We start from the raw sequence: 23426 nt of genomic DNA, 5'->3' as shown, positions 1-23426 counted from the left end.
TCTTTAAAATTGTTTGATTTTTTTACAGTTTCATTGTACGCTAGTTAATGTAAGTGCTTACATTACATATAAAGGAAAGGGAGGAAGAACATGAATTCTACTAAAAATCGGTGGTTGATTGCTTTATCGGCGATTGCCATCCACCTTTCAATCGGCGGGGCCTATGCGTATAGTGTCTACACGAAGCCAGTCAGCGAGCAGATGGGCTGGTCAGCAACAGAAGTAACGATTGCTTTTACGATTATGATGGCACTTGCGGGGACATCGGCTGCTTTTTTTGGAAAGTTTGTTGAAAAGAATGGTCCTCGGAAATCGGCTTTGGTGGCAGCTGTATTATTTGGTTTAGGTCAGGCGGGGTCAGGGGTCGCAATTGCGATTGATTCACTCCCGATGTTTTTACTTACATATGGTTTACTAAGTGGTTTGGGTCTAGGGATTGGATATATTTCTCCGGTATCAACCCTTGTTAAATGGTTCCCAGACCGTAGAGGTTTAGCAACGGGGATGGCTGTACTTGGATTTGGTTCTGGTGCTCTACTTACCGCCCCTGTCGCAGCAAATTTGATGAATTCAATTGGAATTGCTAATACATTTTACGTACTCGGTCTTTCATACTTTGTTCTGATGACGCTCGGTGCGATGTACATTGCACCACCGACAGAGGGTTGGATGCCAGAGCGGATGAAAAGGGATATTGCTTCAGGACAAAAAGTCATCAAAAAAGATCTACAACAGCTCACATCTAAGGAAGCGGTTAGAACAAAGCGCTTCTGGATGCTCTGGACAATGATGCTGATTAACACAACAGCCGGGATCATGATGATCTCAGTGGCGTCTCCAATGGCTCAGGAAGTTGTCGGACTCTCTGCTGCTGCGGCTGCAACGATGGTAGGGATCATGGGAATTTTTAACGGTGGTGGACGGATTGGTTGGGCGGCAGCCTCTGACTATATCGGCAGGCCAACAGTGTTTATCATTTTCTTCATCATCCAAATCATCGCCTTCTTCACATTACCTTTCACAACAAATATCTTCCTGTTCCAACTGCTTATCCTACTTGTGGTTAGCTGTTACGGTGGGGGGTTCTCTAATCTACCTGCCTTTATCGGTGACCTTTTTGGGACTAAGCAGCTCGGAGCCATTCATGGTTATCTTTTAACAACCTGGTCTCTAGGTGGGGTGTTTGGGCCAATGCTTGTTTCGACAATTCGAGATCAAACAAATAGCTACACGCCTGTTTTCTTTACATTCCTGGCGTTGATTATCGCCGCTTTCATTGTATCGCTCATGCTGAGAGCTGATATTAAGAAAACAGAGAAATCACTTGGGAAGCAACAAGGAGTGCAGGTATCATAGTTTGATGAGAAAACAGGTAGGAGCCTTTCCTACCTGTTTTCTTTATTTTTTGCGATTTTCAGAGCGTTGAAGTACAATCAATACAAGAACTACTAGGGGAGCCGGTTAGTCCGGCTGAGAAAAAAGAAGCACTTTTTGACCCTTGGGACCTGATCTGGATCATGCCAGCGTGGGGAAGTAGAAGCAGCATTTGTCTAGCCTACTTCGACCAGGTTCCTAAGTGGAATGAGGTCTTTTTTTGTTCCCGAAAAATGGAGGAGGATGGCAGATGAAGATTTCAGAACAGACGGTATTAATTACAGGGGCGAGTCGCGGATTAGGTGCCGATATCGCGAGAAGCTTTGCAGGAGAAGGGGCAAACGTGATTGTAAATTATTATCAAAGCGAAGACCTTGCCCATAAATTAGTGGAGGAGCTAGGTGAACGAGCAATCGCGATCCAAGCTGATGTACGTGATCAGGAACAGGTCAAGGCGATGGTTACAAGAGCGAAGGAGCATTTTGGACAAGCGATTACAACGGTTGTTAATAATGCTTTAGTTAATTTTAAATTTGATCCTGTTGCTCAAAAGAGTGCGGATGATTTAGAGTGGTCTGATTTTCAAGTGCAGTTAGATGGTAGTGTGAAGGGTGCACTGAATACGATTCAAGCATGCCTTAAGGATATGAAGGAAGCGAAGTTCGGACGAATTATGAATATCGGCACTAACCTAGTTCAAAATCCAGTGGTTGCCTACCATGAATACACGACAGGCAAGGCAGCCTTGCTTGGACTAACAAGAAATATGGCGAAGGAGCTTGGAGCATATGGTATTACCGTTAATATGATTTCAGGCGGACTTCTTCGTGAAACAGATGCAAGCAGTGTGACTACAGCGGAGGTTTTCGGGATTATTGAAGCAACAACACCATTGCAAAAAGTGACCAACCCAGCGGAGTTAGCAGATGTTACCTTATTCTTTGCCTCACCATGGTCAAGAGCCGTAACAGGACAGAATTTGGTTGTTGACGGTGGACTTGTAATGGATTAATAAAGGAAAATAGCCAGCAGCTCATTATGAGTTGCTGGCTGTTTCTTGTCTATTTTTCCTTCAAATGCTCATTTCTACCCTCTGCCCCAACACTCATCGATTCACCAGAATTTGCGTTATCTTTAGGCTCAGCGAATGTTTCATTCTTAGAATCACCTAGGTATGGCGATTTGTGCTTTTTCTGAAGATCATACAACTTATCATAATCTTGATTAATCATTATGTACCTCCTCATCGGTTTATTTGATCCAAGGATAGTTTTCTTCTTATTTTTGTATTTATGCTTTAAAGGAAATTAAGAAGGGGGAGGGAATGAAATGTGGATGAAGCTGGTGAGGTTCATAGAGTAAGGAATTTGGCTCATAACTAAGTGAGTTCGGCTCATAAAGTAGAGGATCTAGCTCCAAACTAAGTATATTAGGCTCATAAAGTAACAGAATCCAGCTAAAAAAGGATCCTACAGAAGAAGAGGCTGGGACAAAAGTGATTTAACTAATAGAAAACCCGAACAATGGTAGTTAGCGGACATAAGCCGCTCCTGAAATATACTTCGCTTTCCGCGGGAAGCCGGTGAGCCGCATCACGCTACGCCTGTGGGGTCTCACCTTTGGCTTTTACATCCCGCAGGAGTCTACGTATATTTCATCCGCTACATGATTGCTTTGTTCGGTATTTCAGTTAGACACTTTAGTTATGTCCCAGCCTCATTGGACCAGTTGGAAAAATCACACAAAAAATTATGACATTATTCACCAAACTTTTACACTTTTCACACTGCGTTAGTATTCCTCAATTAAAATGAAAGCGTACAAAAAAAGGAGGAATGAACTTGTCTAGAATACGTTTATTACTTGTTCTTTTAATCATTTTTAATGTTGTCAGTCCTGCGTTTTCAACTAATGTAGTAGAGGCAAATGCAGATGGTTCTCGTACGGTGCAAGGAACTGAGGAGATCCAGTTAAGTTTAATTGGGCGCTATAACGGTGGTGCTGGAATTGATAATGGTGGGGCAGAGATCGTTGCTTATGATAAGAAGTCGAAGCAGGCTTTTGTTGTAAATGGTGGTCGTAGTTCGATTGATATCGTTGACCTATCCAATCCTCACAACTTAAATTTGTCGAGTAACAATCGAATTGATGTAACAGGACTCGATTTAGGTAATGGATTTGCCATTGGAGATATCACGAGCGTAGCTGTTGCTCCGGGTGGTGAGTTTATTGTCTTTTCAGTACCGGCTAAACCAAAGAGTAATAATGGACGAGTTATTCTAGCTAAGGCTAACGGAGATGTAATTAGTCATGTTGAAGTTGGTGCACTGCCTGATATGGTAACATTCAGCCCAGATGGCAAGATGGTTTTAGTTGCTAACGAAGGTGAGCCGAATGATGATTATACGATTGATCCAGAGGGCTCTGTCTCGATTATTAACGTTGAGAATGGTCCGACTGTCAGCCAGTCTGCCGTAACAACAGTTAGTTTTAATCAATTGTCACCTGACCATATTGATAAGGATGTTCGCATTTTTGGACCAGGTGCAGACGCGACAAAAGACTTTGAACCTGAGTATATTACTGTATCTAGTGATAGTAAGTTGGCATATGTCTCCTTACAGGAAAACAATGCAATTGCTGTCTTGGATCTGGAAGCAAAGCAGTTTAAGCATGTACATGGCTTAGGATTTAAGGATCATTCATTACCAGAAAACGCACTCGATGTATCAGACAAAGATAAGCAGGTTAATATTAAACCTTGGCCCGTCCTAGGTATGTATCAGCCTGATGGTATTACAATGTATGAAGCTAATGGAAATAGCTATATCGTAACGGCTAATGAGGGTGATGCCCGAGATTATGATGGCTTTTCAGAGGAAACACGTGTGAAGTCATTAAAAGATAAGGTGAAATTAAATGCGGACAAGTATCCTAGTTACACACAAGAAGAGCTTGACGAACTAGTAGCAAATGGCTTGTTTGATGATGATCAGCTTGGGAGACTACGTGTAACAAGTGAGATGGGACAAAATGAGGATGGTTTGTATGAATCTCTTTATAGCTATGGAGCTCGTTCATTCTCAGTTTGGAATGCAGATACAATGGAGCTTGTGTTTGACAGCGGAAGTGATTTTGAAAGAATCATACTAGAGAGAGTAGGTACAGAAAATTTCAACGCAAATCACACTGAAAATACAGGTGAGAGTCGTAGTGACGACAAGGGTCCAGAGCCAGAGGATGTCAAGATAGGGCAAGTTGATGGTCAGCGGTATGCATTCATAGGGATGGAGCGCGTTGGTGGAATTATGGTCTATAATCTTTCCGACCCGTCGAATCCAGCATTTACGACATATTTCAATAGTCGTGATTTTTCGAAGGACCCGATGAGTGGGGAAGCAGGAGACTTAGGCACAGAGGGGCTTATGTTTGTTGCAAAGGAAGACAGTGCAACAGGTAAGCCATTACTTTTAGCGACAAATGAAGTATCAGGAACAATGTCAGTATATGAGATTTCATCGTCTACACCTGTCGAGCAGCCTGGAAATGAACCATTCGAATTAACGATTATGCACACAAATGACACCCATGCCCATTTAAATGATGTAGCTCGACGCGTCACAGCTGTGAATTCAGTCCGTGCCGAAGTGGAAAACTCTTTGTTACTAGATGCGGGAGATGTTTTCTCTGGAACATTATTCTTTAATCAGTATAATGGTTTAGCTGACGTAGAGTTTATGAATATGATGGGCTATGATGCGATGGTACCGGGGAATCACGAGTTCGACAAAGGACCGGCAGTCTTTGCGGAATTTATTAAAAAGGCAAACTTCCCAATTGTAAGTGCGAATATTAATTACGATCAAGAACCTGCATTTAATGATTTGTTTGTTGATGCAGTCGGCCAGTCAGCTGAGGATGGCAAGGTGTATCCTGCGATTGTAAAGGAAGTTGACGGAGAACAGGTTGGGATTTTCGGTTTAACAACAGAGGATACAGCATTTATCTCAGGTCCAGGTAAAAACATTGTGTTTGAAGATTATATTGCCAAAGCAAGTGAAACGGTAACGATGCTTCGTGCTGCTGGAATCAATAAAATCATTGCATTGACTCATCTTGGTCATCGTTTTGATTTACAATTAGCTGAGCAAGTTGAAGGAATCGATATTATTGTTGGTGGCCACAGTCATACTGAGTTAACTGAGCCAGTTGTACTCGGTACTGATTCAGAACCAACTATCGTTTTACAAGCAAAGGAATACGGTGAGTATCTCGGTCGTGTCGATGTTACATTTGGCACTGATGGAGAGCTACAAAAGTGGAACGGTCAGTTACTTGCTGTTGCTGGTTTTGAAGAAAATGCCGACGCAGCTGCACGCTTGAAGGAGCTTGAACAGCCGATAGAAGACTTAAAGAAAGAAGTAGTTGGCAAGACAAATGTCTTTCTTGACGGAGAACGCGAAGCCATTCGATCAAAGGAAACAAATCTCGGAAACTTAATTACTGATGGAATGCTTTCGAAGGCAAAGGAAAGTGGCCCTGCGACAATTGCTTTCCAAAATGCGGGTGGCATTCGTGCGTCAATTGATGAGGGCGATATTACGTTAGGTGATGTGTTAACAGTATTACCTTTTGCGAATAATCTTGTCACTCTAGATTTGACAGGAGCTGAAATAATCGAAGCCTTAGAAGTCAGTGTTAGTACAGCAGGCGAAGGGCACGGACGTTTTCTGCAGGTTGCAGGTCTACGCTTCGCCTACGATATTGAAAAACCAGCCTTTGAGCGAGTAACGGGTGTTGAAGTGGAGACGGAATCTGGCTACACGCCAATTGTTCCTAGTGACATGTACACTGTTGCAACAAATGCTTTCATGGCAGATGGTGGCGATGGTTACTCGATGTTAAAAGAAGCAAAGGATGAAGGCCGGATGACTGAGCTTTACATACCTGATTATGATGTATTTACAGAGTATGTAAGTGAACTAGGTATCGTTGGCAGCGACTATGCTGAGGTTGAAGGTCGTATTATTGAAGGCACTCTTCCAGTTGAAACAGAGGTTCCGGTTGTTGAACCAATAGACGGCGAAGAGGATCCGACAAGCGGAGAAGAAAAGGATAACAACAAAGATCAGGATCAGGATACTTCTGCTGGTACAGACAAATCAGAGGGTTCTAAGGGAGAAAAACTTCCTGAGACAGCAACGAACTTCTTTAACGGATTGATTATTGGATTTTGGATCATGGCAGTCGGCTTGAGCTTGTACTTTTACCAAAGAAGAAAGCAGCAGATGCTTTTATAGAATTCTAAAGAGAGTATTCCTTTTACAAAGGGATGCTCTTTTTTGTTGGGTTGTTATGGGCTTTTATTTTAGGGAAAGCCAGCCAGTGTGGGTGCGGCTCATAACCTAGTGAATCTCGCTCATAAAGTAGCAGATTCGGCTCATAACATAGCAGATCCCGCTCATAAAGTACGAGATCCGGCTCATAACAAGAGCCACCACCTCAATATGACAGTTGCATTAGCTGGAAAGAGGGGTTGCCTCTATGAGAATGAGAGAGAATCGGCTGGAATTTCATTAAAATCGTTTATTTTTGGAAGTTTATTTAATGAAAAGCCAGCCGGTGTGGGTGCGGCTCATAACCTAGTGAATCTCGCTCATAAAGTAGCAGATTCGGCTCATAAAGTACGAGATTCGGCTCATAACAAGAGCCACCGCCTCACTATAACAGCTGCATTAGCTGGAAAGAGGGGTTGCCTCTATGAGAATGAGAGAGAATCTGCTGGAATTTCATTAAAACCGTTCATTTTAGGAAGATTATCTAATGAAAAGCCAGCCGGAGTGGGTGCGGCTCATAACCTAGTGAATCTCGCTCATAAAGTAGCAGATTCGGCTCATAACAGAGCCAATCCCGCTCATAAAGTACGAGATCTGGCTCATAACAAGAGCCGCCACCTTAATATGACAACTGCATTAGCTAGAAAGAGGGGTTGCCTCTATGAAAATGATAGAGAAGCTGCTGGAATTTCATTGAAATAGTTTATTTTTAGAAAGATATATTGAAAAAGCCAACCAACAGAGGGCAACTCATTAAAACCTCCACTCACTTTTACAACATAGAAACAAATCCTTTATCTCAGCTTTACTTTAAATTAACAAAATTGTTTTATAATATAAACATAAGTTAGTTAAGTAAACAAAAGTTTAAATGTGAGGTGAGTTACTTGGGGAAGCCAATTGTGGAAAATAGAACAAGGACAAGCATACCTTCTATTAAATTGCAAAGAGAAATCAAGCGATCAAAGGGCCTTCGTGCGAATGAATGGAAAATTGCGATGCTCTATGCGTTGCCTGCTATTCTATTGCTTTTGTTGTTTCGATTTTGGCCATTGTTTTTTGGTGTGTATATTAGCTTTTGGAAATGGAGCTTTGTCCCAGAGCAATTTTTAGGATTTGAAAACTATGTACGAATGTTTACAACGGATTTCGTTTATTATGATCCGCTATTCGGATGGTTAATTGGCGATTTAGCGAAAAGCCTTTTGGTTACGATTAATTATGCTGTTGGTACGATTCCGATCTCAATTTTTCTTTCCTTTATTATTGCTTATTTTCTTTTTAATTACTTCAAGAAATTTGGACAAGGTGTCTTCCGGACAATCTTCTTTCTTCCTTATATTACTTCTCAGGTTGCAGCGATATTAGTTTTCAAATGGATTTTCCATCCGAATGTCGGGATCGCTAATGCAACGCTTGTGAAATTGAATTTACCGCCGCAGGAATGGTTAACAGACCCTGAGCCTATTTTCAGTAAGCTTTTATCGATTGTTGGTTTGTCATGGCCCTCCTCAATACCTGTTGAGTTAGGTGGACCGAGTCTAGCATTGTTGATTATTATGCTATTTGCTATCTGGAGCAGTATTGGGTTCAACGTCCTTATCATGCTGGCGGGCCTAAGCAATATCCCGAAGGAGCTCTATGAAGCAGCGAAAATGGATGGAGCCAATATTTTTCAACTTATGAGACATATCACATTTCCGTTGTTATCACCGACCTTATTCCTGCTGTTAATTGTTTCTGTTGTAGGTTCCTTTGAATCGTTTAATGCCTTTTACGTATTTTCCGGGGGAGAGGGTGGACCTTTAGGATCGACGATGTCACTGCCGCTTTATATATTCAGGAACTTCTACGTATATAAACAAGTTGGATATGCATCTGCTCTGTCTGTGTTGTTGTTTGTCATCCTGTTCCTATTAACCTGGCTTCAACGAAAAATATTAGAAAAGCGTGTTCACTATGATCGATAGGAGGGGCAAAAGAGAATGAGAGTGGAACGAATGAAACAGAAAAGCTCCAAGATGATTGTATTTGTAATTTTAGTAATCTTAGCATTGATCTGCTTGTTTCCGTTTTTTTGGATGATTATCACTTCCTTTAAAACACAACAAGAAATCAATCTAATGCCACCTACGATAATTCCGAATGACTGGCAGATTATCGAGAACTATTTCGCGGCTTGGACGAAGCCAGAATCAACGTTTGGGCGATATTTCATCAACACCATCATTATTGCAGGATTCGGAACGATTGTTCAGCTAGCCATTTGTATCCCAATTGCTTTTGCGATTAGTCATTTTAGATTTAAAGGAAGAAACATCTTATTTTTGTTAATTCTCTCTACAATGATGATTCCTTATGATGTCACATTAATTCCTAATTTCATTACAATACGTTCTTTTCCCTTGGCTGGGGGAAATGACATTTTTGGAAATGGTGGCCAAGGCTTCTATGATTCTTATTCAGGTATGGTGTTACCGTTTCTAGCAGATGCTTTTTCCATCTTTTTGATCCGGCAAGCCTTTTTAACAATTAGTAGAGACTACTGGGATGCCGCACAAATTGATGGGATGGGACACTTCGGCTATCTCTGTAGAGTTCTCGTTCCGTTAGCCTGGCCGAGTGTTGTCACAGCAGCCTTACTTGGGTTCATTGGTAAATGGAACGGTGTTTTGTGGCCACTCCTTATTACATCAAGTGAACACCTAAGGCCACTTCAAGTTGGTCTATTGAATTTCGTTAGTGAAGAAGGTCATTACTATCATCTATTAATGGCTGCAGCTACCTTCACTGTCCTACCAATCATCATTCTCTATTTCATCACTCAACGTTGGTTTAATGATGGAATTGGGTCAGGTTTAAAAGGTTAAAAAATTTAAATGAGGTGAAAGAATGAACTGGTTACCCGACATTAAAGCAATCATTTTCGATCTCGATGGAACAATGTATCAACATAAAACATTTCATCGCTCCTTCTTAAAGTACTTAATTGAGGATACGAAATGGGAGGAAAGCTATGATCATCTACTCCTTGGAATGGAGAAGGTATTTACAAATGAAGCGTTATTTAAGATGGGTCATTACTATTTGAAAGATGAGCAGCATTGCGACACATTAGAAACGGTTCTGAGCTTTCATGGAATTGAGCAGGTAGAAGCACATGCAGCTGACTTTATTTATGGAGGCGATGCGTGGAGTATTTTAAATATCTTTGCTAATCGATTACAAATACCAGAGGAGCAACGATTTAAGGCATTTAACCAAATAAGACAGGAAATGCTAGTAGGTCAGGATCCGGTTATTTTATCAGATAAGCTAAAGGCTGCAATTGCTTCTCTGGATGGGATCAAGCGTAAAGTGTTAATGACAAATACTCATACAGAATCAGGGCATGAATTTATCGAGCACTTACAAATCACTTCACTATTTGATGAAATTTATTTGGATTCAAAAAAGCCTTTAGGGATTCAAGAGGTAATTAAAAGTTTGCTAGTCAGAGAGGGTCTACATCCACATGAGATCCTATCGATTGGAGATCATCCTTGGAATGACTTATTACCGGCGAAAAAGCTTGGTTGTCGTACATTACTTATTTCACCATATGAGTTAGTTGGCAAGTCAGAGTGGGATGCAACTGTTTCTTCATCTGAGGAAATGGCAGTAGTTTTAGGTGAAATCTCGCAAAAAGAAAGAGTTTCATAATTTTAATAAGGGAGAGGTTTTAAGATGGAGCATACAATTACGTTTTATGGTGGAATCAATACAATCGGAGGTGTCCACATCCTCATTTCAAACGGTAAAAAAGGCTTACTTTTTGACTTAGGTGTTACATGGGCTTGGGGGTTGTTCGGTGGAAAGACACTTCCAAGTAGTGAACGGGCACTTCAGCATTATCTGTTGAGCCGTCTTGCGCCACCGGTATTATCGGTTTTTAAGGATGAGCAAGTTCAAGATATTTCTGAAGACATTTTGAAGGATTTATGGAAAATCGACCAATTACCAGAGCTAGAATCTGTTGATGTATTTGTCAGTCATATTCATCAGGATCATATGGCTCTTCTCCCGTTTTTAAAAGAGGAGACCAAAGTGTATATGCATTCAGATGCGAGTGCTGTCTATAAAGGAGTAGCTTCCTCAGGCGAATATCCGTATACCGACGCATCGATTATTCCACTGCATAACTATGAGGTAGTTCAATTGGATCATGACTTCTCATTTCAAATGATTGAAGTAGATCATGATTCCCCTGGCTCGTCTGGACTCATCATCACGGTTGGTGGACGTACGATTGGCTTCACTGCTGATTGGAGAAGACATGGACGGCATGCAGATCGAATTGATGACTTTATCGTTCGATGCCAGCAGGAAAAGGTTGAAATGTTAATAACAGAAGGGACAACGCTAAGAAGAGAGTCCTATTTTAACGAACCAATCATGAGAAAAGAGTTAGATGTGGCAGAGGAGTTTGGTCGTATTGCTCAAGACGCAAAAGGACTGCTTTATGTGAATATACTAGCTCGCAACGTTGAGAGAGTAGCTGACTTTATTGTGAAAACAAAGGAATTAGGGCGAAAGCTTGTGATGGATGAGAGAACGGCTCAACTCTGGTTCACTGCAACAAGAGAGGGCATTTCTTACTTACCAATCGATCATCCTTCGAGACTCCTAGAAAATGAAGTGATTCGCTTACTTCAACTAGGAGAGGACTCAAGTGACTTGCCATATGAACGCATCTCGTTACAAGAAGTTTATTCTGCGAAAGAGAACTTTGTCGTCTATTTAACAGAAGAACAAACACCTCTATTAGCTGATTTTGAAATGCTAGGTGACAGACCCGTTCAATCTATTTATTTTCATGCTGATGGCAATCCATTAAACAATCAGGATCCTATTTTAAATAACTGGCTGAAGCTTTATTCGGTTCACTATCATTACTATGGCACAGGTGGACATGCTTCACCGCAGGATATTTCAAATATGATTGAGGCGATTGATCCAAAAGTGGTGGTTCCGCTTCATAGTATTCATCCAACCGTTTTGAATAGTAAAGGGATTCAAAAGTACTGTCCTGCCTATGGTGAGACAATGCAACTAGCTAAATTAATCAAAGATGATGTCGGTAGCCTAGTGTAATCTTGCACTATTCTATACAAAAAAAGTTTCTATTAGGAGGATTTTCATGTTAAAGAAATTACTTTCTGTCATAATGATGGGGCTCGTATTAATCGGTGTTATCGCATGTTCTTCTCAAGATTCTTCATCAGAGGTAGAAACAGAGGTTAATGCAGAGGCAACAAGTAACAATGAGGTAGCAGCGGAAAATAAGTGGGACCAGATGGAGCTTGGTGCAGATGGACCTGTGGAAATTGACTTCTGGCATATCCAAGCTACAATTTACGGGGAAGCTGTTCATGAAATTGTTGAGGAATTCAACAAGGAATACGAAGGAAAGATTATCGTAAATGAAGTCTTTCAGGGAATGTATGATGAGCTTAACAAGAAGGTCGGAGCATCATTAGTTGGTGGTGGTTTGCCGAACGTCTCTATGGCATATGAAAGTGATACATTGGAATATATGAAAGCAGATCAAGTAAAAGAATTGGATGAATTTATCGCGAGTGAGAAGTATGGTTACACGGAAGAAGAATTAAATGACATTAATGAGGGAGTATTGGCTCGTCAACAAATTCCTCAATATGACGGGAAAACCATGAGCTGGATTCATGGGAATAGTTCGATGGGTACCTACTATAATAAAGCGATCCTTGAAGAGGCAGGGTTTGAGAAGCCTGCTGAAACATGGAAGGAATTTGAAGAACAAGCACTTGCAATCTATGAAAAAACGGGGATTCCTGCCTTTGCTGTTAATCCAAATTCGCTAGGTGGAAACTTCGCTATCTGGTTGCGTACGTATGGTATTGAGCCACTTGCAGTTGATGGTAGCTCAGTTGATTACGCAAATGAACATGCACTTGAACTATTGAATATCATTAAGAACCTTGTTGATAAGGGTGCGGTTTCATATGCAGAGGATACGGAACAGGAATTCACAAATGGAAGAGTAGCAATGGAGCTTGCAACGACAGCGAGATCTACTACAAAGATTGATTTGATTCAAGATAAGTTTGAATGGGGAATTTCATTGATTCCACAAGGAAACCTTGACACGAAATCAACAGGATTATGGGGCGGGAACCATATCATGTTCAACTCTACACCAGAAGAGGAGTTAGCTAGCTGGGTATTCATGAAGTATTTTGCAAGTGCAAACGCACAAGCAATCTACGCAGCTAAAACAGGCTATTTCCCAGCAGTAGAATCAGCTCTGGAAACAGAATTACTTTCAGAAGATTTTGCATCAAACCCACAAAAAAGAGAAGCATTTGAAAATGTATTCCCACATGCACGAATCACGACACCGTCAGCTGGAAGTCGTCCAATCAATGATGCTGTTAGTGAAGCAATCACAGCGACTTTGAACGATGCAATCAGTGTTGAGAATGCAGTTAAGAAAATGCAGCAGGATGGAGAGGCCGCATTGAAGCAATACCAATAATAGTCATAGCTGAAGGGCTGGGCATAACTAGTTTCAATTAATGAAGAAGGTGAATTTGAGTAATCTCAAATTCACCTTCTTCCTTATGACCCAAAGTATTTTTTGTAGCCTTCCTCTAACTGACTTAGAGTAATGTTCGTATTGACGGTTGAGTAGTCACTAATTGTAATCATGGACATAACTGCTCCATATTCACATGCTGTTACCAGGTCATACTGTTCTTTTAATCCCAAAATAACCCCAGCCATAAAAGCATCGCGATTGCCAGTCCAATCTAGCACCTCTTCCGTTGGTTGTTTAATCCAATGAAATTGCTGATCCTCTGTATATAAGTAAATTCCCTTCTCTCTCATATTCATTAAGATGTTTAGGACCCCTTTTTGTTGCTGGAGATCGTGACATGCCGTCCGAATATCTTGTTCTGTCTCTACCGGATATCCAAGGAGTTCCGCGGCTTCGAAATTATTAGTGCAGAGTAAGTAAATACCATCTAGACGAGAGGGAACCAAGTCAGTACGTGTAGAGGAAGCGATAGTTGTACAGACGCGGATGCCTTCACTTTGAGCTCGTTGGATAACTTCAGCTGTAATATGTACTGGATAATTAAAATCTAAAAATAATAGATCTGCAGAAGACATATGGTTCCAACGCTTCTCAAACATATCAAGACTTAAGGATTCATAAAGATGTAAATCATCAAGACCTAGCAAAAGCTTCCCATCAGAATCTGAAATAATCGTATAAGAACCAGTGTTATAGTTGTTTAGTCTTAAGCTTTGACTAACATCGACGTTTGCTTCTCTCGTATAGTTAAGCAGCCAATTCCCTTGTTCATCGTCACCGACACAGGTAATGAGCGTGGTATTACAGCCTAACCGGCCGAGGTTTTCTGCAACATTACGTGCAACGCCGCCTGGGAACCTATGATAGAAAACGGGATTGGAGGTACCGAACACAATCTTGTCTTTTGGGATTGCCTTTCGATCGACAGTCGCTCCGCCGACACAAACAATTCGGTAATTATCTTTTATTATGTAAGCTTTACCCAAAATAATCCCTTTCTTCATCATGTTCGAAATATAAACAGCTACAGCCGAACGAGATAATTGCAAAGCCTCAGCCATTTCATTTTGCGAGATATACGGGTTTTCACGAATCATTCTTATAATTTCTTTTTCATTTATGTTCATGTGAGTAGCACACACCTTATTATTATCTTACCTTAAGTATAGTGTATTAGAAGGATAAATGAAATGTAGTAAAAAGGAAATAACATCCAAATTAGATTTAGTTTACTGTGAAACTAGTTCATGTTCCTGATGAACAATTCCCTTTACAACGTGTATGATTAACTTACTAGAATAAATGTCAAGTAAGTCCTAGATTCATCAGAGTAACTCAACGGGAATAGGATACAAGAAGAGCATGAATAAGGAAGTGATTATTTGAACTATATTCGATTAAAAACGGATCTAACGCCAGAGCATATCGAAAATAGACTTTCCCATCAACCAGAGATAGTTGAGATCCATTTAAATGAGAAAGATCTGTATCAGCCAGAGCGGATTGAGGCGGCTATTCAGTTATTACAATCAAAGGGAATCAAAGTCTACCTCCATCACCCACCCAAATTTCAAGGGGGATATTTAGATATTATCAGTTCTGATCCAAAGCGTAGGGAATTTTATGATTGGTCATCGAAACGTTTAGTGGAGATCTGCCAAAAGTATAAAGTGAAATGTGTCATCCACTGTCATTATGCGAATTCGGAAGGTTCAGATTACCATGACGAGAAGAAGCGAATCGAAATGAAAGGACGGATCGAGGAAATTCTAGAAATGTCTGGTGATGTTTTTTTGTGGGAGGATACAATCGGAGGGATTTTCTCAGCGGAAAATCCGTTCCTGTTTACTGAGTTCATTGAGCCATTACAATTACCTCTCAATATTGATATCAGCCATTCGTTTATTGCTGTAAACGGATCAAATCTTAAATTGAAGAAACATTTAGAGGTTTATGCAAGGCATGCCGAGTATTTCCATCTAGTTGATAGCGAAGGAAAGACGCACGACTCCCTGCCACTAGGGACGGGGAAGATTGACTGGAAGATGGTAAAGCCATTTGTGGAAAAGAAGGATTTCATTTTTGAAATCGATCTAAGGAAATCCATGCATTTAGATTGTAAGCCAATGGTAGAGAGTGCGAGGTATTTTGCAGAGGTATAGAAATAGGTGTTTTAGGAAGGCGTTGAGAAGAGCAGCCGCTGTTGGTGCTGTGGCTCATATTATAGTGGATTTGGCTCATAAGTTAGTAGATCAGGCTCATAATCCAGCGAATTCCGCTCATAAAGGTCTTAATCTGGCTCATAATATAGCGAATCTCGCTAATGACGGTATTGAGCAAGTGAATAAAAGCCAGCCTGCTGTTAGATAAACCTAATCTATTAGAAATGATATAATAGAAAAAATTGCAAAGAGCAAGGCATAGGGGGCTATCGAAATGAATACGATTATTTTTGATGTCGATGATACATTATATGACCAGGCCGCATCTTTTCATCGAACAGTTAGAAGGCTGTTTGATCATCCTTTTACAGATGAGGAAATTGACCGGCTTTTTAGATCGAGTCGCAAGCATAGTGAGATATTATTTGATAAAAGTGAAGCGGGACTAATTTCAACATATGAATGGCAGACTGGGCGAATTATTGCTGCATGCCAAGAGTTTAATATACCGATTAATGCAGAAAAGGCTGCTACGTTTAATGAGGTGTATGTCGAAGAACAAAAAGAAATTATGCTCTATACGGAAGTCGAGGAGCTGCTAGATCTGCTCATCAAAGAGGGAAAGCAACTTGCCGTCTTAACAAATGGTGAGGTCAATCATCAAGCGATGAAGATTGAAAAGCTTGGTCTAGATCGCTGGATACGAGCGGATCACACGTTTATTTCAGGAGCGATTGGCCATGCCAAACCGAAAAGAGAGCCTTTTCTTTTTATTGAGGAGAAGCTTGGACTTGATCGAAGCCAAACGGTGTATATTGGTGACTCATTCGAAAAGGATATAATCGGAGCCAAACAGGTTGGTTGGAAGGCAATTTGGATGAATCACCGCAAAAGGCACGTTCCAGATGGAGCTATATTCCAGCCTGATAATGAAGTACATAGTGCAATAGAGCTTTTGAATCTGTTTAAAGCCCCCCAATCCCCTAAAACATTCTGACTAGATATAAGAAACGAAAACGCTGGAAACAAGAGGACATTTCCTCTCATTTTCAGCGTTTTTTGTTAGTTTCTTATAAGTTCACCACGTCTTTACACACCGAGAAGTAGGGTGCCAATTACATGATATAAAATTGGAAACAGAAACAGAATGAAATTTGAGATCATCCCAATTAACGATAACATATCCTTCTGTGCCCTATACGAAACGAAGCCTATGGCGCCTCCAATTGGACAAAGGATAATCGGCATAATAACTGGCAGTCCTTGAATGTTTTCAATAGGAGCTACTCCTACGAAAAAATTAATGATTAGTAGAAGCAGTAGTACAGGAATTAAGATGGATACAATTCCGGCAAGGCTTCTTTTCATTAGTAAACCTCCTTCTAAAGGTTTTTGATGCCTTGATTTTAACATAAGTTTCCTTTTGCTATGTTTTCTGTAAGGGGAGCGAGATTGCAGCTGCGGCTCATAAAATAGCAAAACCCGCTCATAAAGTACCAGATTCGGCTCATAATCCAGCTAATCCGGCTCATAATAGCCCCAATCCCGCTCATAAAAACAGTACCGCCCTCTAAGCAACAGCGTTCATCATTGAAAAAAGCCGACAAATGAGCAGGAGCTTCATTAAAATAACTCATTTCAGTCAAACACAACCACACTCATCATAGATAGAAAAAAAGTATAAAATAAAGGGTTTCAATACAAAGAACTAGGGAACTAAGTAAGTGAAACTGTCGTCTTATAATTAGGTTAGGAATTAAAAGGAAATTTATTTACTTTAATGGAAAAAAAGGTAATAATCGAATAAGGGCCGTGCTCTGTGAATAGTCTGAAAGGGAACAAAAGTCCGTACATAAAGGTGGTTATTTTAATAATGAGAAAAGCGTGTTTATTAGTAACTACACTAGTCATCGCAGTAGGGATCATCGTTGGATGTTCTTCTACTACAGAGGAAGTGCAGTCGGCCGCGGTAGAGAAGGTCGAGGAAATCGAGGAAGTGGTTGAGCCTGAACCTGTTCGTGAGTATTTTCGTTTCAAAAGTGAAACAATAACTGAGGAAGATTACGAGACTTATGTTGAGTCAAAAGATGAAAGCGGAAAGGTATTTTCAGAACAATTCACGGAGGTGGACTTCAATCGCTTCCTGCGAACAGAAATGCTAGTCATTTTTATGGAATATGAGCTAGAAGAGGGCAAGATAGAACTGGAGAAACCAGAAGTCAGTGAATACGTGAAGGCGAATACGGGTGGTAGTAAGTATGAACATATTCTACAAGTATTAACTACCAAGTTGGAAGAATACAAGACTGATATTAGCTATGGAATAGAAGTTGAGAATGTAATAGAGGTCAAGGAGTAAGTATATAAAAAAAGTAACTACAAACTCAAATGAGTAGGTAGTTACTTTTTTGCTTCAGTAAGTGCCTTTAATGCACCATCATCTCGCGTTTTCCTTCTGTTCCGGTTGCTTTATCTTGTTTGATAAATAGAGCTAGGACCGCACCAACAAGTGCTAAAATGGAAGCTGTTAAGAAGATGGCATTAAAACCACTGAGGGAAGCATTCTCCAAAACTTGTTGCTGTGCAGCTGCCTCAGAAAGTCCTTCTAACTCAGACACCTTTGGAACGTAATTTGCTCTCGTTGTTGTCATGATTGTAATTAATATCGCTGTACCAATTGCTGCAGATACTTGCTGCATCGTATTGGCCATCGCTGATCCGTGAGCGTTCCACTTATCAGGGATTTGATTGAGACCAGCTGTCATAACAGGCATCATTGCCATTGATAAACCGAACATCCGAACGGCATAAATTGTTGCTAAAGCGGTAAATGACGTCTCCATCGTTAGGTTCGTGAATAGGAACGTCGTCACTGTCACGATGATAAGTCCAGGAATCGCTAGCATTCTAGCACCGATTTTATCAAAAAGCATACCAGTAATTGGTGACATAATCCCAATCACAATGGCTCCTGGTAAAAGCATTAAGCCAGACTCAAGTGGTGAAAATCCACGCAGGGTTTGCATATAGAGTGGCAAAACCGTTTCTGCTCCGATCAATGAAATCATGACAATCATTGTGATGACTAAAGATAATGAAAATGTCGGGAATTTAAATACTCTAAATTGCAAAAGCGGTGTCTTAATCACAAGCTGACGCCAAATGAACAATCCAAGGGAGATCGCCCCTCCAATAATCCAGGCTAGTACTAACGGATCTGTCCAGTTACTGTGACCTGAGCCACCGTGACCAGCACCACCAATACTTACACCGTATAAAAGTCCTCCGAAGCCGAATGATGATAATAAGATAGATAGAATATCAATTTTCGGATAAGTAAGCTTCGTCACGTTTTTCACGACAAAGATCGCAAGGATGATTGTGAAAATAACGATTGGTAGGACGACATAGAATAAGCCTCTCCATGAAAAATGCTCAAGTAAGTAACCTGAAAGAGTGGGACCGATTGCTGGACCGAACGAAATCACGATCCCGGCAAGACCCATGGCTCCACCACGCTTTTCTCTTGGGATAACCGTCAGAATAACTGTCATCATAAGCGGAAGCATGATCCCAGAGCCCATTGCTTGAACAACACGAGCCGTTAATAACAGTGGGAACGAGTGCGACAAGGCTGCAATTAATGTTCCAAGACCAAAAAGACTGAAAGCTGTAATGAATAACTTTCGTGTTGAAAATCGCTCAATTAAAAAAGCAGTAATCGGAATCATGACCCCGTTTGTTAACAGATAAGCCGTTGTTAACCACTGGACTTGGTTTTCGTTAATACCGAAGTCGACCATGATGGATGGTAGTGCGGTTGCAAGCAAGGTTTCATTTAATATCCCTACAAATGCCCCGATGAGTAAGCAAATTAACATCGGTCCTAATTTCAATTCTTCTTTAGGCAGTTCTGCCATTTAAATCCCTCTCCTTCACTCCTACATTTCTCTTAGTGTTTTCTCGACTTGAAGAACAAATGGCTTCAAATTGTCTTGCTTCTTTATATAGTCAGTCAATGCTTCAATTAGAAAGCTTCTTGGGGAACTAGCGTTGCATTCCTCGGCAAGACTTTCAATTGAAGACATGAGCTTATCTTTTTCAACTGTCTCTAAAGATAATTGCTCGCCTTCCTTCTTCAGTCTGGTCAGATGCTCGGTTAAGGTCTCCTGTAAACCGACCTTCGTCGGTGTATCTCCAATGCAGAGCTGTTCTTTTGTAAGCACAGGTTTGATCGTATGACCCGAGTCCACAATCGCTTCTAGGCTTGCCGAGATCATTGTTGCTACGTCGGGAATGGGTACCGTGACTTGATGAAACATCATCAAAGACATATATTCTCTGAGCATGCCTTCGCAAATAACGATTAAATCCCAGAGGAAATCAGAGGCCTTGTCACCAAATGCCTCAACCAAGCTTTGCTTATGCCAAGCGACAATCTCTGTTCTGAATTCCTGCATCAATTCAGCAATCACATTCTTTTCATTATGCGGAAATTCTTTAAATAGAATTAAAAAAATTGAACTGTTCTCCTGCATTTGCTGCAGTTCGACTTCAAGTCGTTTTCGTAAAATGTCTACGCCAGTCAGCGAGTCTGATTTCTGAATGGTATAGCTCTTTTCAAACATTGTCCGGTGACTATCCTTTACCATCTCAATAAGCAGGCTCTCCTTCGAATCATAATGCTTATAGAAGGCACCCTTCGACACTCCACATCCCTGAGCAATCTCCTGGACTGAGGTGAGATGATAGCCCTTTTCTGAGAAAAGCTCTAATGCAATCCCCTTTAAATCTTGCTTTCTACTAATTAGAACCCCTCCTTAAACTAATAGGTAACCATATGTAACCGATGAGTCATAACGTCCGAAGATAACTGTAAGTGAATACCATAAATTTGTCAAGTGAGTGAACTTTGTTGAGGAGTTGGTGTGTGTGAATGAGCCGGATGCGGGGGTTTATGAGCGAGATTGGCAGTGTTATGAGCCGGATCAACTACTTTATGATCCGAATTCGGACATTTATGAGCCGCAGCGAGTGTGGCTTGATTTTGGTCAAAAAAATGGATCTATTTTAACTAAATGCCATCAGTTTAAAGGTATTTTCAGAGAAGTAGCAGTCGCTGAGTCAAGATTTAGCAGAATACTAGAGAGAGGTCCGCTGTTTTAAGCGAGATGCGGGAGTTTATGAGCGGGATTGGCAGTGTTATGAGCCGGATCAACTCCTTTATGATCCGAATTCGGACATTTATGAGCGGCGGCGAGTGTGGCTTGATTTTGGTCAAAAAAATAGATCTATTTTAACTAAATGCCATCAGTTTAAAGGTATTTTCAGAGAAGTAGCAGCCACTGACTCAAGATTTAGCAGAATACTAGAGAGGTGCACTGTTATGAGCGAGATGCGGGGGTTTATGAGCGGGATCAGTTGTATTATGAGCCGGATTAATTACTTTATGAGCCAAATCTACATTATTATGAGCCGCACCTTCATAATCACAATACTATTGTTTAATCTCAGCTCTCCTGGGTAAAGGTCTATTACTAGACAAATGGATTGAGGGATATAGATGAAACGGACGCGCCAAGTATTATTTCTTATTGTATTAGCAGTGACTTTTTCTATAGCGACATTTACGGAGCTACCAATTAGTGTGAAGGCCGTTTCTATTATCATATATGGCTTGATTATTTTATCGATTATCTATGTATTGATACTTGAAAATCGCTCTCCATATCGAACGCTACTTTGGGTGTATGCCCTTATGTTTCTACCGGTTATAGGGTATATGTTCTTTCTTTATTCGGGTCAGCTAGAGGTAAGGGGCCATCTCTATCGGCAAAAACGTGAGCAAGCAAGAGAATTATTGAATACGAGTCTTTCCTTTAGATCGTCATCTTATTGGGATCAGTTAGATGAAAGGGAGCAGTGTTTGTCGCAGTTGATCAAGACATTCGGTGATAACCCCATTAGCTTCCATTCAACGACAGATGTTTTGAAAAACGGTGAGGAAACCTTTTCGGCAATAAAAGAAGCGATTCAAAAGGCTGAGAGCTATATTCATCTTGAGTACTTTACCTTTGAGTCGGACGAGATTGGCCAAGAAATGATTGATTTATTATGTGAAAAAGCGGGTCATTCTGTTGAGGTTCGGCTTATTTATGATTCATTTGGAAGCTCATCCTTATCTAAAAAAGCGATCAAGCAAATGAAGGACGCGGGGATTGCTGTTGCTAGCTTTGAACCCGTTCAAGCAGGTTTTCTGACTCAGAAGCTTAATTTTAGGAACCACCGGAAGATCATCGTGGTCGATGGCGATGTTGGTTTTGTTGGTGGGTTAAATATTGGTGATGAGTATTTGGGACGTGACCCGAACATTGGGTTTTGGCGTGATACCCATCTTGTTTTAAAGGGAGAAGTCGTGAAAACTCTCCAAAAAACCTTTCTATTGGATTGGTCCTACACAGCTGATGAAAAGTTAGTTGATTCAAGGTACTTTGAATCAAAGAAGCTAGAGGATAGTCCTGGGGGCGTGCAAATTCTTGCGAGTGGTCCAGATTCACCAGTTGAAGGGATTATGGGTGATTTGTATTATGAGCTGATTGCCTCTGCGAAAAAGTCCGTTTTTATTGCAACACCTTACTTCATTCCAAATAAAGCGCTGCGAACAGCATTATCTATGGCTGGGAAAAAGGGAATCGATGTCAAAATCATCACCCCTGAGATCAATGATAGCTTTTTAACGAAGCACGCCACTCGCTCTTATTTTACTGAGATGCTTGATTATGATATTGAGATCTATTTGTATCAAAAGGGCTTTCTTCATGAAAAGATGATCATGATCGATGAGGAGTATGGGTCAATCGGAACAGCGAACTTTGACCTAAGAAGCCTGCACTTAAATTTTGAAATTAATGCTTTTCTATTTGAAACGGAAAGTGTCAAAGACCTCGTTAAGCATTACAGGGAGGATTTGCTTGATAGTCAAAAAGTCGAGCGAGAGACGTATGAACAGCGAGGAATTCTCGCAAGGACAAAGGAATCATTTGCTCGTTTGTTTTCTCCGATTTTGTAAGTGTGAATAGACAAAAGCAACCCAGGATATACGTGAGGTGTATAGTGTGGGTTGCTTTTTCGTCGCTATGACTGACTTATTGTAGAAATCCTAATTCACAGTCAAAAGACTACTAGTTGGACGTTGTTCAAATCTGGATCTTTTTAAAAGAAATAGTGAATAGATAAAAAATGCTATGTTAAGTAGTAGGAAAATAGTAAGCCATATTAATGGATAGTCACCAGAATGAACGCCGTATTCTCCTGTAGCTGCATATTCAACTGCATCCAAGAGAAAGTGGAAGGCAATAGCTGGGAGTAAGCTCTTGTTTGCTAGCACCATAGCTGTGAGGGCCATGCCAGCAAAGGATGCCCAGGCGAACTGGAAAAGAGCATATGTGAGATCACCGCCAACGAATATATTGCCAAGATGTGCAGCCCCGAATAAAAGAGAGGGGACGATAATTGCAACTGCAGTTCCAAATGGTAAGATCGCTCGTAGTAATATACCTCTGAATAGGATTTCCTCATTAATTGCGACACCCGCCGCTGCAATTAGGAGGAACGGTATATGTCCCCAAGTTGGATCAAAACCTAAGTAATATACTAGTGTGACCGGAATCATAAGTGTTGGCAACCAAACATACCATTCTTTTAAAGAATTCGGCAGTGTTAACCCAATTTCCTTTTCAATTTTAACCCACTTCACAGCCCAAATTGCACAGGTTGCGTAGATGACCATCACTAACCAACCTAAGTCCTTTTGAATAGTCAGGCTCGGATCAAAGAGCTGAATTCCCTTAACAGCGGCCATTCCAATTAATCCTCTGCCAATCATCACAATAAGAAATAACAGCAAACCATGTCTGTATAAAAACTGTTTCATAT

The 23426-nt window shown here is 40.8% G+C and carries 21 protein-coding genes and 1 riboswitch; of the genes, 15 read left to right on the top strand and 6 right to left on the bottom strand.

Going from position 1 to position 23426, the window contains the following annotated elements; all coding sequences use genetic code 11:
• Nucleotides 1-90 precede the first annotated feature (90 nt).
• A complete protein-coding gene (locus J7W16_RS03575) occupies nt 91-1356 on the top strand; it encodes an L-lactate MFS transporter (RefSeq protein WP_210595808.1) in 1266 nt (421 codons plus the stop codon).
• Between the two features lie 84 nt (nt 1357-1440).
• Nucleotides 1441-1549: riboswitch (TPP riboswitch) on the top strand.
• A gap of 75 nt (nt 1550-1624) precedes the next feature.
• A complete protein-coding gene (locus tag J7W16_RS03570; RefSeq protein ID WP_210595807.1) occupies nt 1625-2386 on the top strand; it encodes a 3-oxoacyl-ACP reductase in 762 nt (253 codons plus the stop codon).
• A 49-nt stretch (nt 2387-2435) separates the two neighbouring features.
• Here J7W16_RS03570 and J7W16_RS03565 read toward each other — a convergent pair whose 3' ends face one another.
• Complete coding sequence (locus J7W16_RS03565) at nt 2436-2606, bottom strand: hypothetical protein (protein WP_210595806.1); 171 nt, start codon at nt 2604-2606, stop codon at nt 2436-2438.
• A gap of 609 nt (nt 2607-3215) precedes the next feature.
• Here J7W16_RS03565 and J7W16_RS21865 point away from each other — a divergent pair.
• The 7 genes from J7W16_RS21865 (at nt 3216) to J7W16_RS03530 (ending at nt 13266) form a co-directional block, all read left to right on the top strand.
• Nucleotides 3216-6674, top strand: a complete 3459-nt coding sequence (locus J7W16_RS21865) for a choice-of-anchor I family protein (RefSeq protein WP_246879809.1) — start codon at nt 3216-3218, stop codon at nt 6672-6674.
• A 207-nt stretch (nt 6675-6881) separates the two neighbouring features.
• Entirely contained in the window at nt 6882-7412 is a 531-nt protein-coding gene (locus J7W16_RS03555) for a hypothetical protein (protein WP_210595805.1), read from the top strand.
• A 185-nt stretch (nt 7413-7597) separates the two neighbouring features.
• Nucleotides 7598-8680 carry a carbohydrate ABC transporter permease gene (locus tag J7W16_RS03550; protein ID WP_210595804.1) on the top strand — a complete coding sequence of 361 codons (1083 nt, stop codon included), beginning with the start codon at nt 7598-7600 and terminating at the stop codon, nt 8678-8680.
• A gap of 15 nt (nt 8681-8695) precedes the next feature.
• Complete coding sequence (locus tag J7W16_RS03545) at nt 8696-9580, top strand: carbohydrate ABC transporter permease (RefSeq protein WP_210595803.1); 885 nt, start codon at nt 8696-8698, stop codon at nt 9578-9580.
• A 22-nt stretch (nt 9581-9602) separates the two neighbouring features.
• The gene (locus J7W16_RS03540; protein ID WP_210595802.1) at nt 9603-10412 is read left to right on the top strand and encodes an HAD family hydrolase; all 810 of its coding nucleotides are present in this window, start codon (nt 9603-9605) and stop codon (nt 10410-10412) included.
• Between the two features lie 24 nt (nt 10413-10436).
• Nucleotides 10437-11843, top strand: coding sequence for an MBL fold metallo-hydrolase (locus J7W16_RS03535; RefSeq protein WP_210595801.1), 1407 nt, complete (start codon nt 10437-10439; stop codon nt 11841-11843).
• A 46-nt stretch (nt 11844-11889) separates the two neighbouring features.
• Complete coding sequence (locus J7W16_RS03530; protein WP_210595800.1) at nt 11890-13266, top strand: extracellular solute-binding protein; 1377 nt, start codon at nt 11890-11892, stop codon at nt 13264-13266.
• A gap of 83 nt (nt 13267-13349) precedes the next feature.
• On the opposite strand, the gene J7W16_RS03525 is transcribed toward J7W16_RS03530, so the two are convergent.
• Complete coding sequence (locus J7W16_RS03525) at nt 13350-14456, bottom strand: PfkB family carbohydrate kinase (RefSeq protein WP_210595799.1); 1107 nt, start codon at nt 14454-14456, stop codon at nt 13350-13352.
• Nucleotides 14457-14711: 255 nt separating this feature from the next.
• Here J7W16_RS03525 and J7W16_RS03520 point away from each other — a divergent pair, with 255 nt between their 5' ends.
• From J7W16_RS03520 to J7W16_RS03510, 3 genes are all read left to right on the top strand, one after another.
• Complete coding sequence (locus J7W16_RS03520; RefSeq protein WP_210595798.1) at nt 14712-15491, top strand: TIM barrel protein; 780 nt, start codon at nt 14712-14714, stop codon at nt 15489-15491.
• A gap of 22 nt (nt 15492-15513) precedes the next feature.
• Nucleotides 15514-15699, top strand: a complete 186-nt coding sequence (locus J7W16_RS03515) for a hypothetical protein (protein ID WP_210595797.1) — start codon at nt 15514-15516, stop codon at nt 15697-15699.
• A 66-nt stretch (nt 15700-15765) separates the two neighbouring features.
• On the top strand, nt 15766-16488 hold the full coding sequence (locus J7W16_RS03510) for an HAD family hydrolase (RefSeq protein ID WP_210595796.1): 723 nt from the start codon (nt 15766-15768) through the stop codon (nt 16486-16488).
• A 92-nt stretch (nt 16489-16580) separates the two neighbouring features.
• Here the strand turns inward: J7W16_RS03510 and J7W16_RS03505 are convergent, their stop codons facing one another.
• Nucleotides 16581-16859, bottom strand: a complete 279-nt coding sequence (locus tag J7W16_RS03505) for a hypothetical protein (protein WP_210595795.1) — start codon at nt 16857-16859, stop codon at nt 16581-16583.
• Nucleotides 16860-17364: 505 nt separating this feature from the next.
• Here J7W16_RS03505 and J7W16_RS03500 point away from each other — a divergent pair.
• Nucleotides 17365-17850: a hypothetical protein gene (locus J7W16_RS03500; RefSeq protein WP_210595794.1), complete on the top strand. Its 486-nt coding sequence runs from the start codon at nt 17365-17367 to the stop codon at nt 17848-17850.
• A 67-nt stretch (nt 17851-17917) separates the two neighbouring features.
• Here the strand turns inward: J7W16_RS03500 and J7W16_RS03495 are convergent, their stop codons facing one another.
• Nucleotides 17918-19411: an MDR family MFS transporter gene (locus J7W16_RS03495; protein WP_210595793.1), complete on the bottom strand. Its 1494-nt coding sequence runs from the start codon at nt 19409-19411 to the stop codon at nt 17918-17920.
• Between the two features lie 21 nt (nt 19412-19432).
• Entirely contained in the window at nt 19433-20272 is an 840-nt protein-coding gene (locus J7W16_RS03490; protein WP_346726901.1) for a TetR/AcrR family transcriptional regulator, read from the bottom strand.
• Nucleotides 20273-20423: 151 nt separating this feature from the next.
• Here J7W16_RS03490 and J7W16_RS03485 point away from each other — a divergent pair, with 151 nt between their 5' ends.
• Entirely contained in the window at nt 20424-20657 is a 234-nt protein-coding gene (locus tag J7W16_RS03485; protein WP_210595792.1) for a hypothetical protein, read from the top strand.
• 397 nt (nt 20658-21054) lie between these two features.
• Nucleotides 21055-22560: a cardiolipin synthase gene (cls, locus tag J7W16_RS03480; RefSeq protein ID WP_210595791.1), complete on the top strand. Its 1506-nt coding sequence runs from the start codon at nt 21055-21057 to the stop codon at nt 22558-22560.
• Nucleotides 22561-22650: 90 nt separating this feature from the next.
• Here the strand turns inward: cls and J7W16_RS03475 are convergent, their stop codons facing one another.
• Nucleotides 22651-23424 (bottom strand): CPBP family glutamic-type intramembrane protease, encoded by a 774-nt coding sequence (locus tag J7W16_RS03475; RefSeq protein ID WP_210595790.1) that lies wholly within the window; start codon nt 23422-23424, stop codon nt 22651-22653.
• Between the last annotated feature and the right edge of the window lie 2 nt (nt 23425-23426).

This window comes from Halalkalibacter suaedae (assembly GCF_017939705.1).
Taxonomy (GTDB): Bacteria; Bacillota; Bacilli; order Bacillales; family Bacillaceae_D; genus Halalkalibacter; species Halalkalibacter suaedae.
Note: the sequence above shows the minus strand (reverse complement) of the source record. Positions and strands in the feature narration are given on the sequence as shown.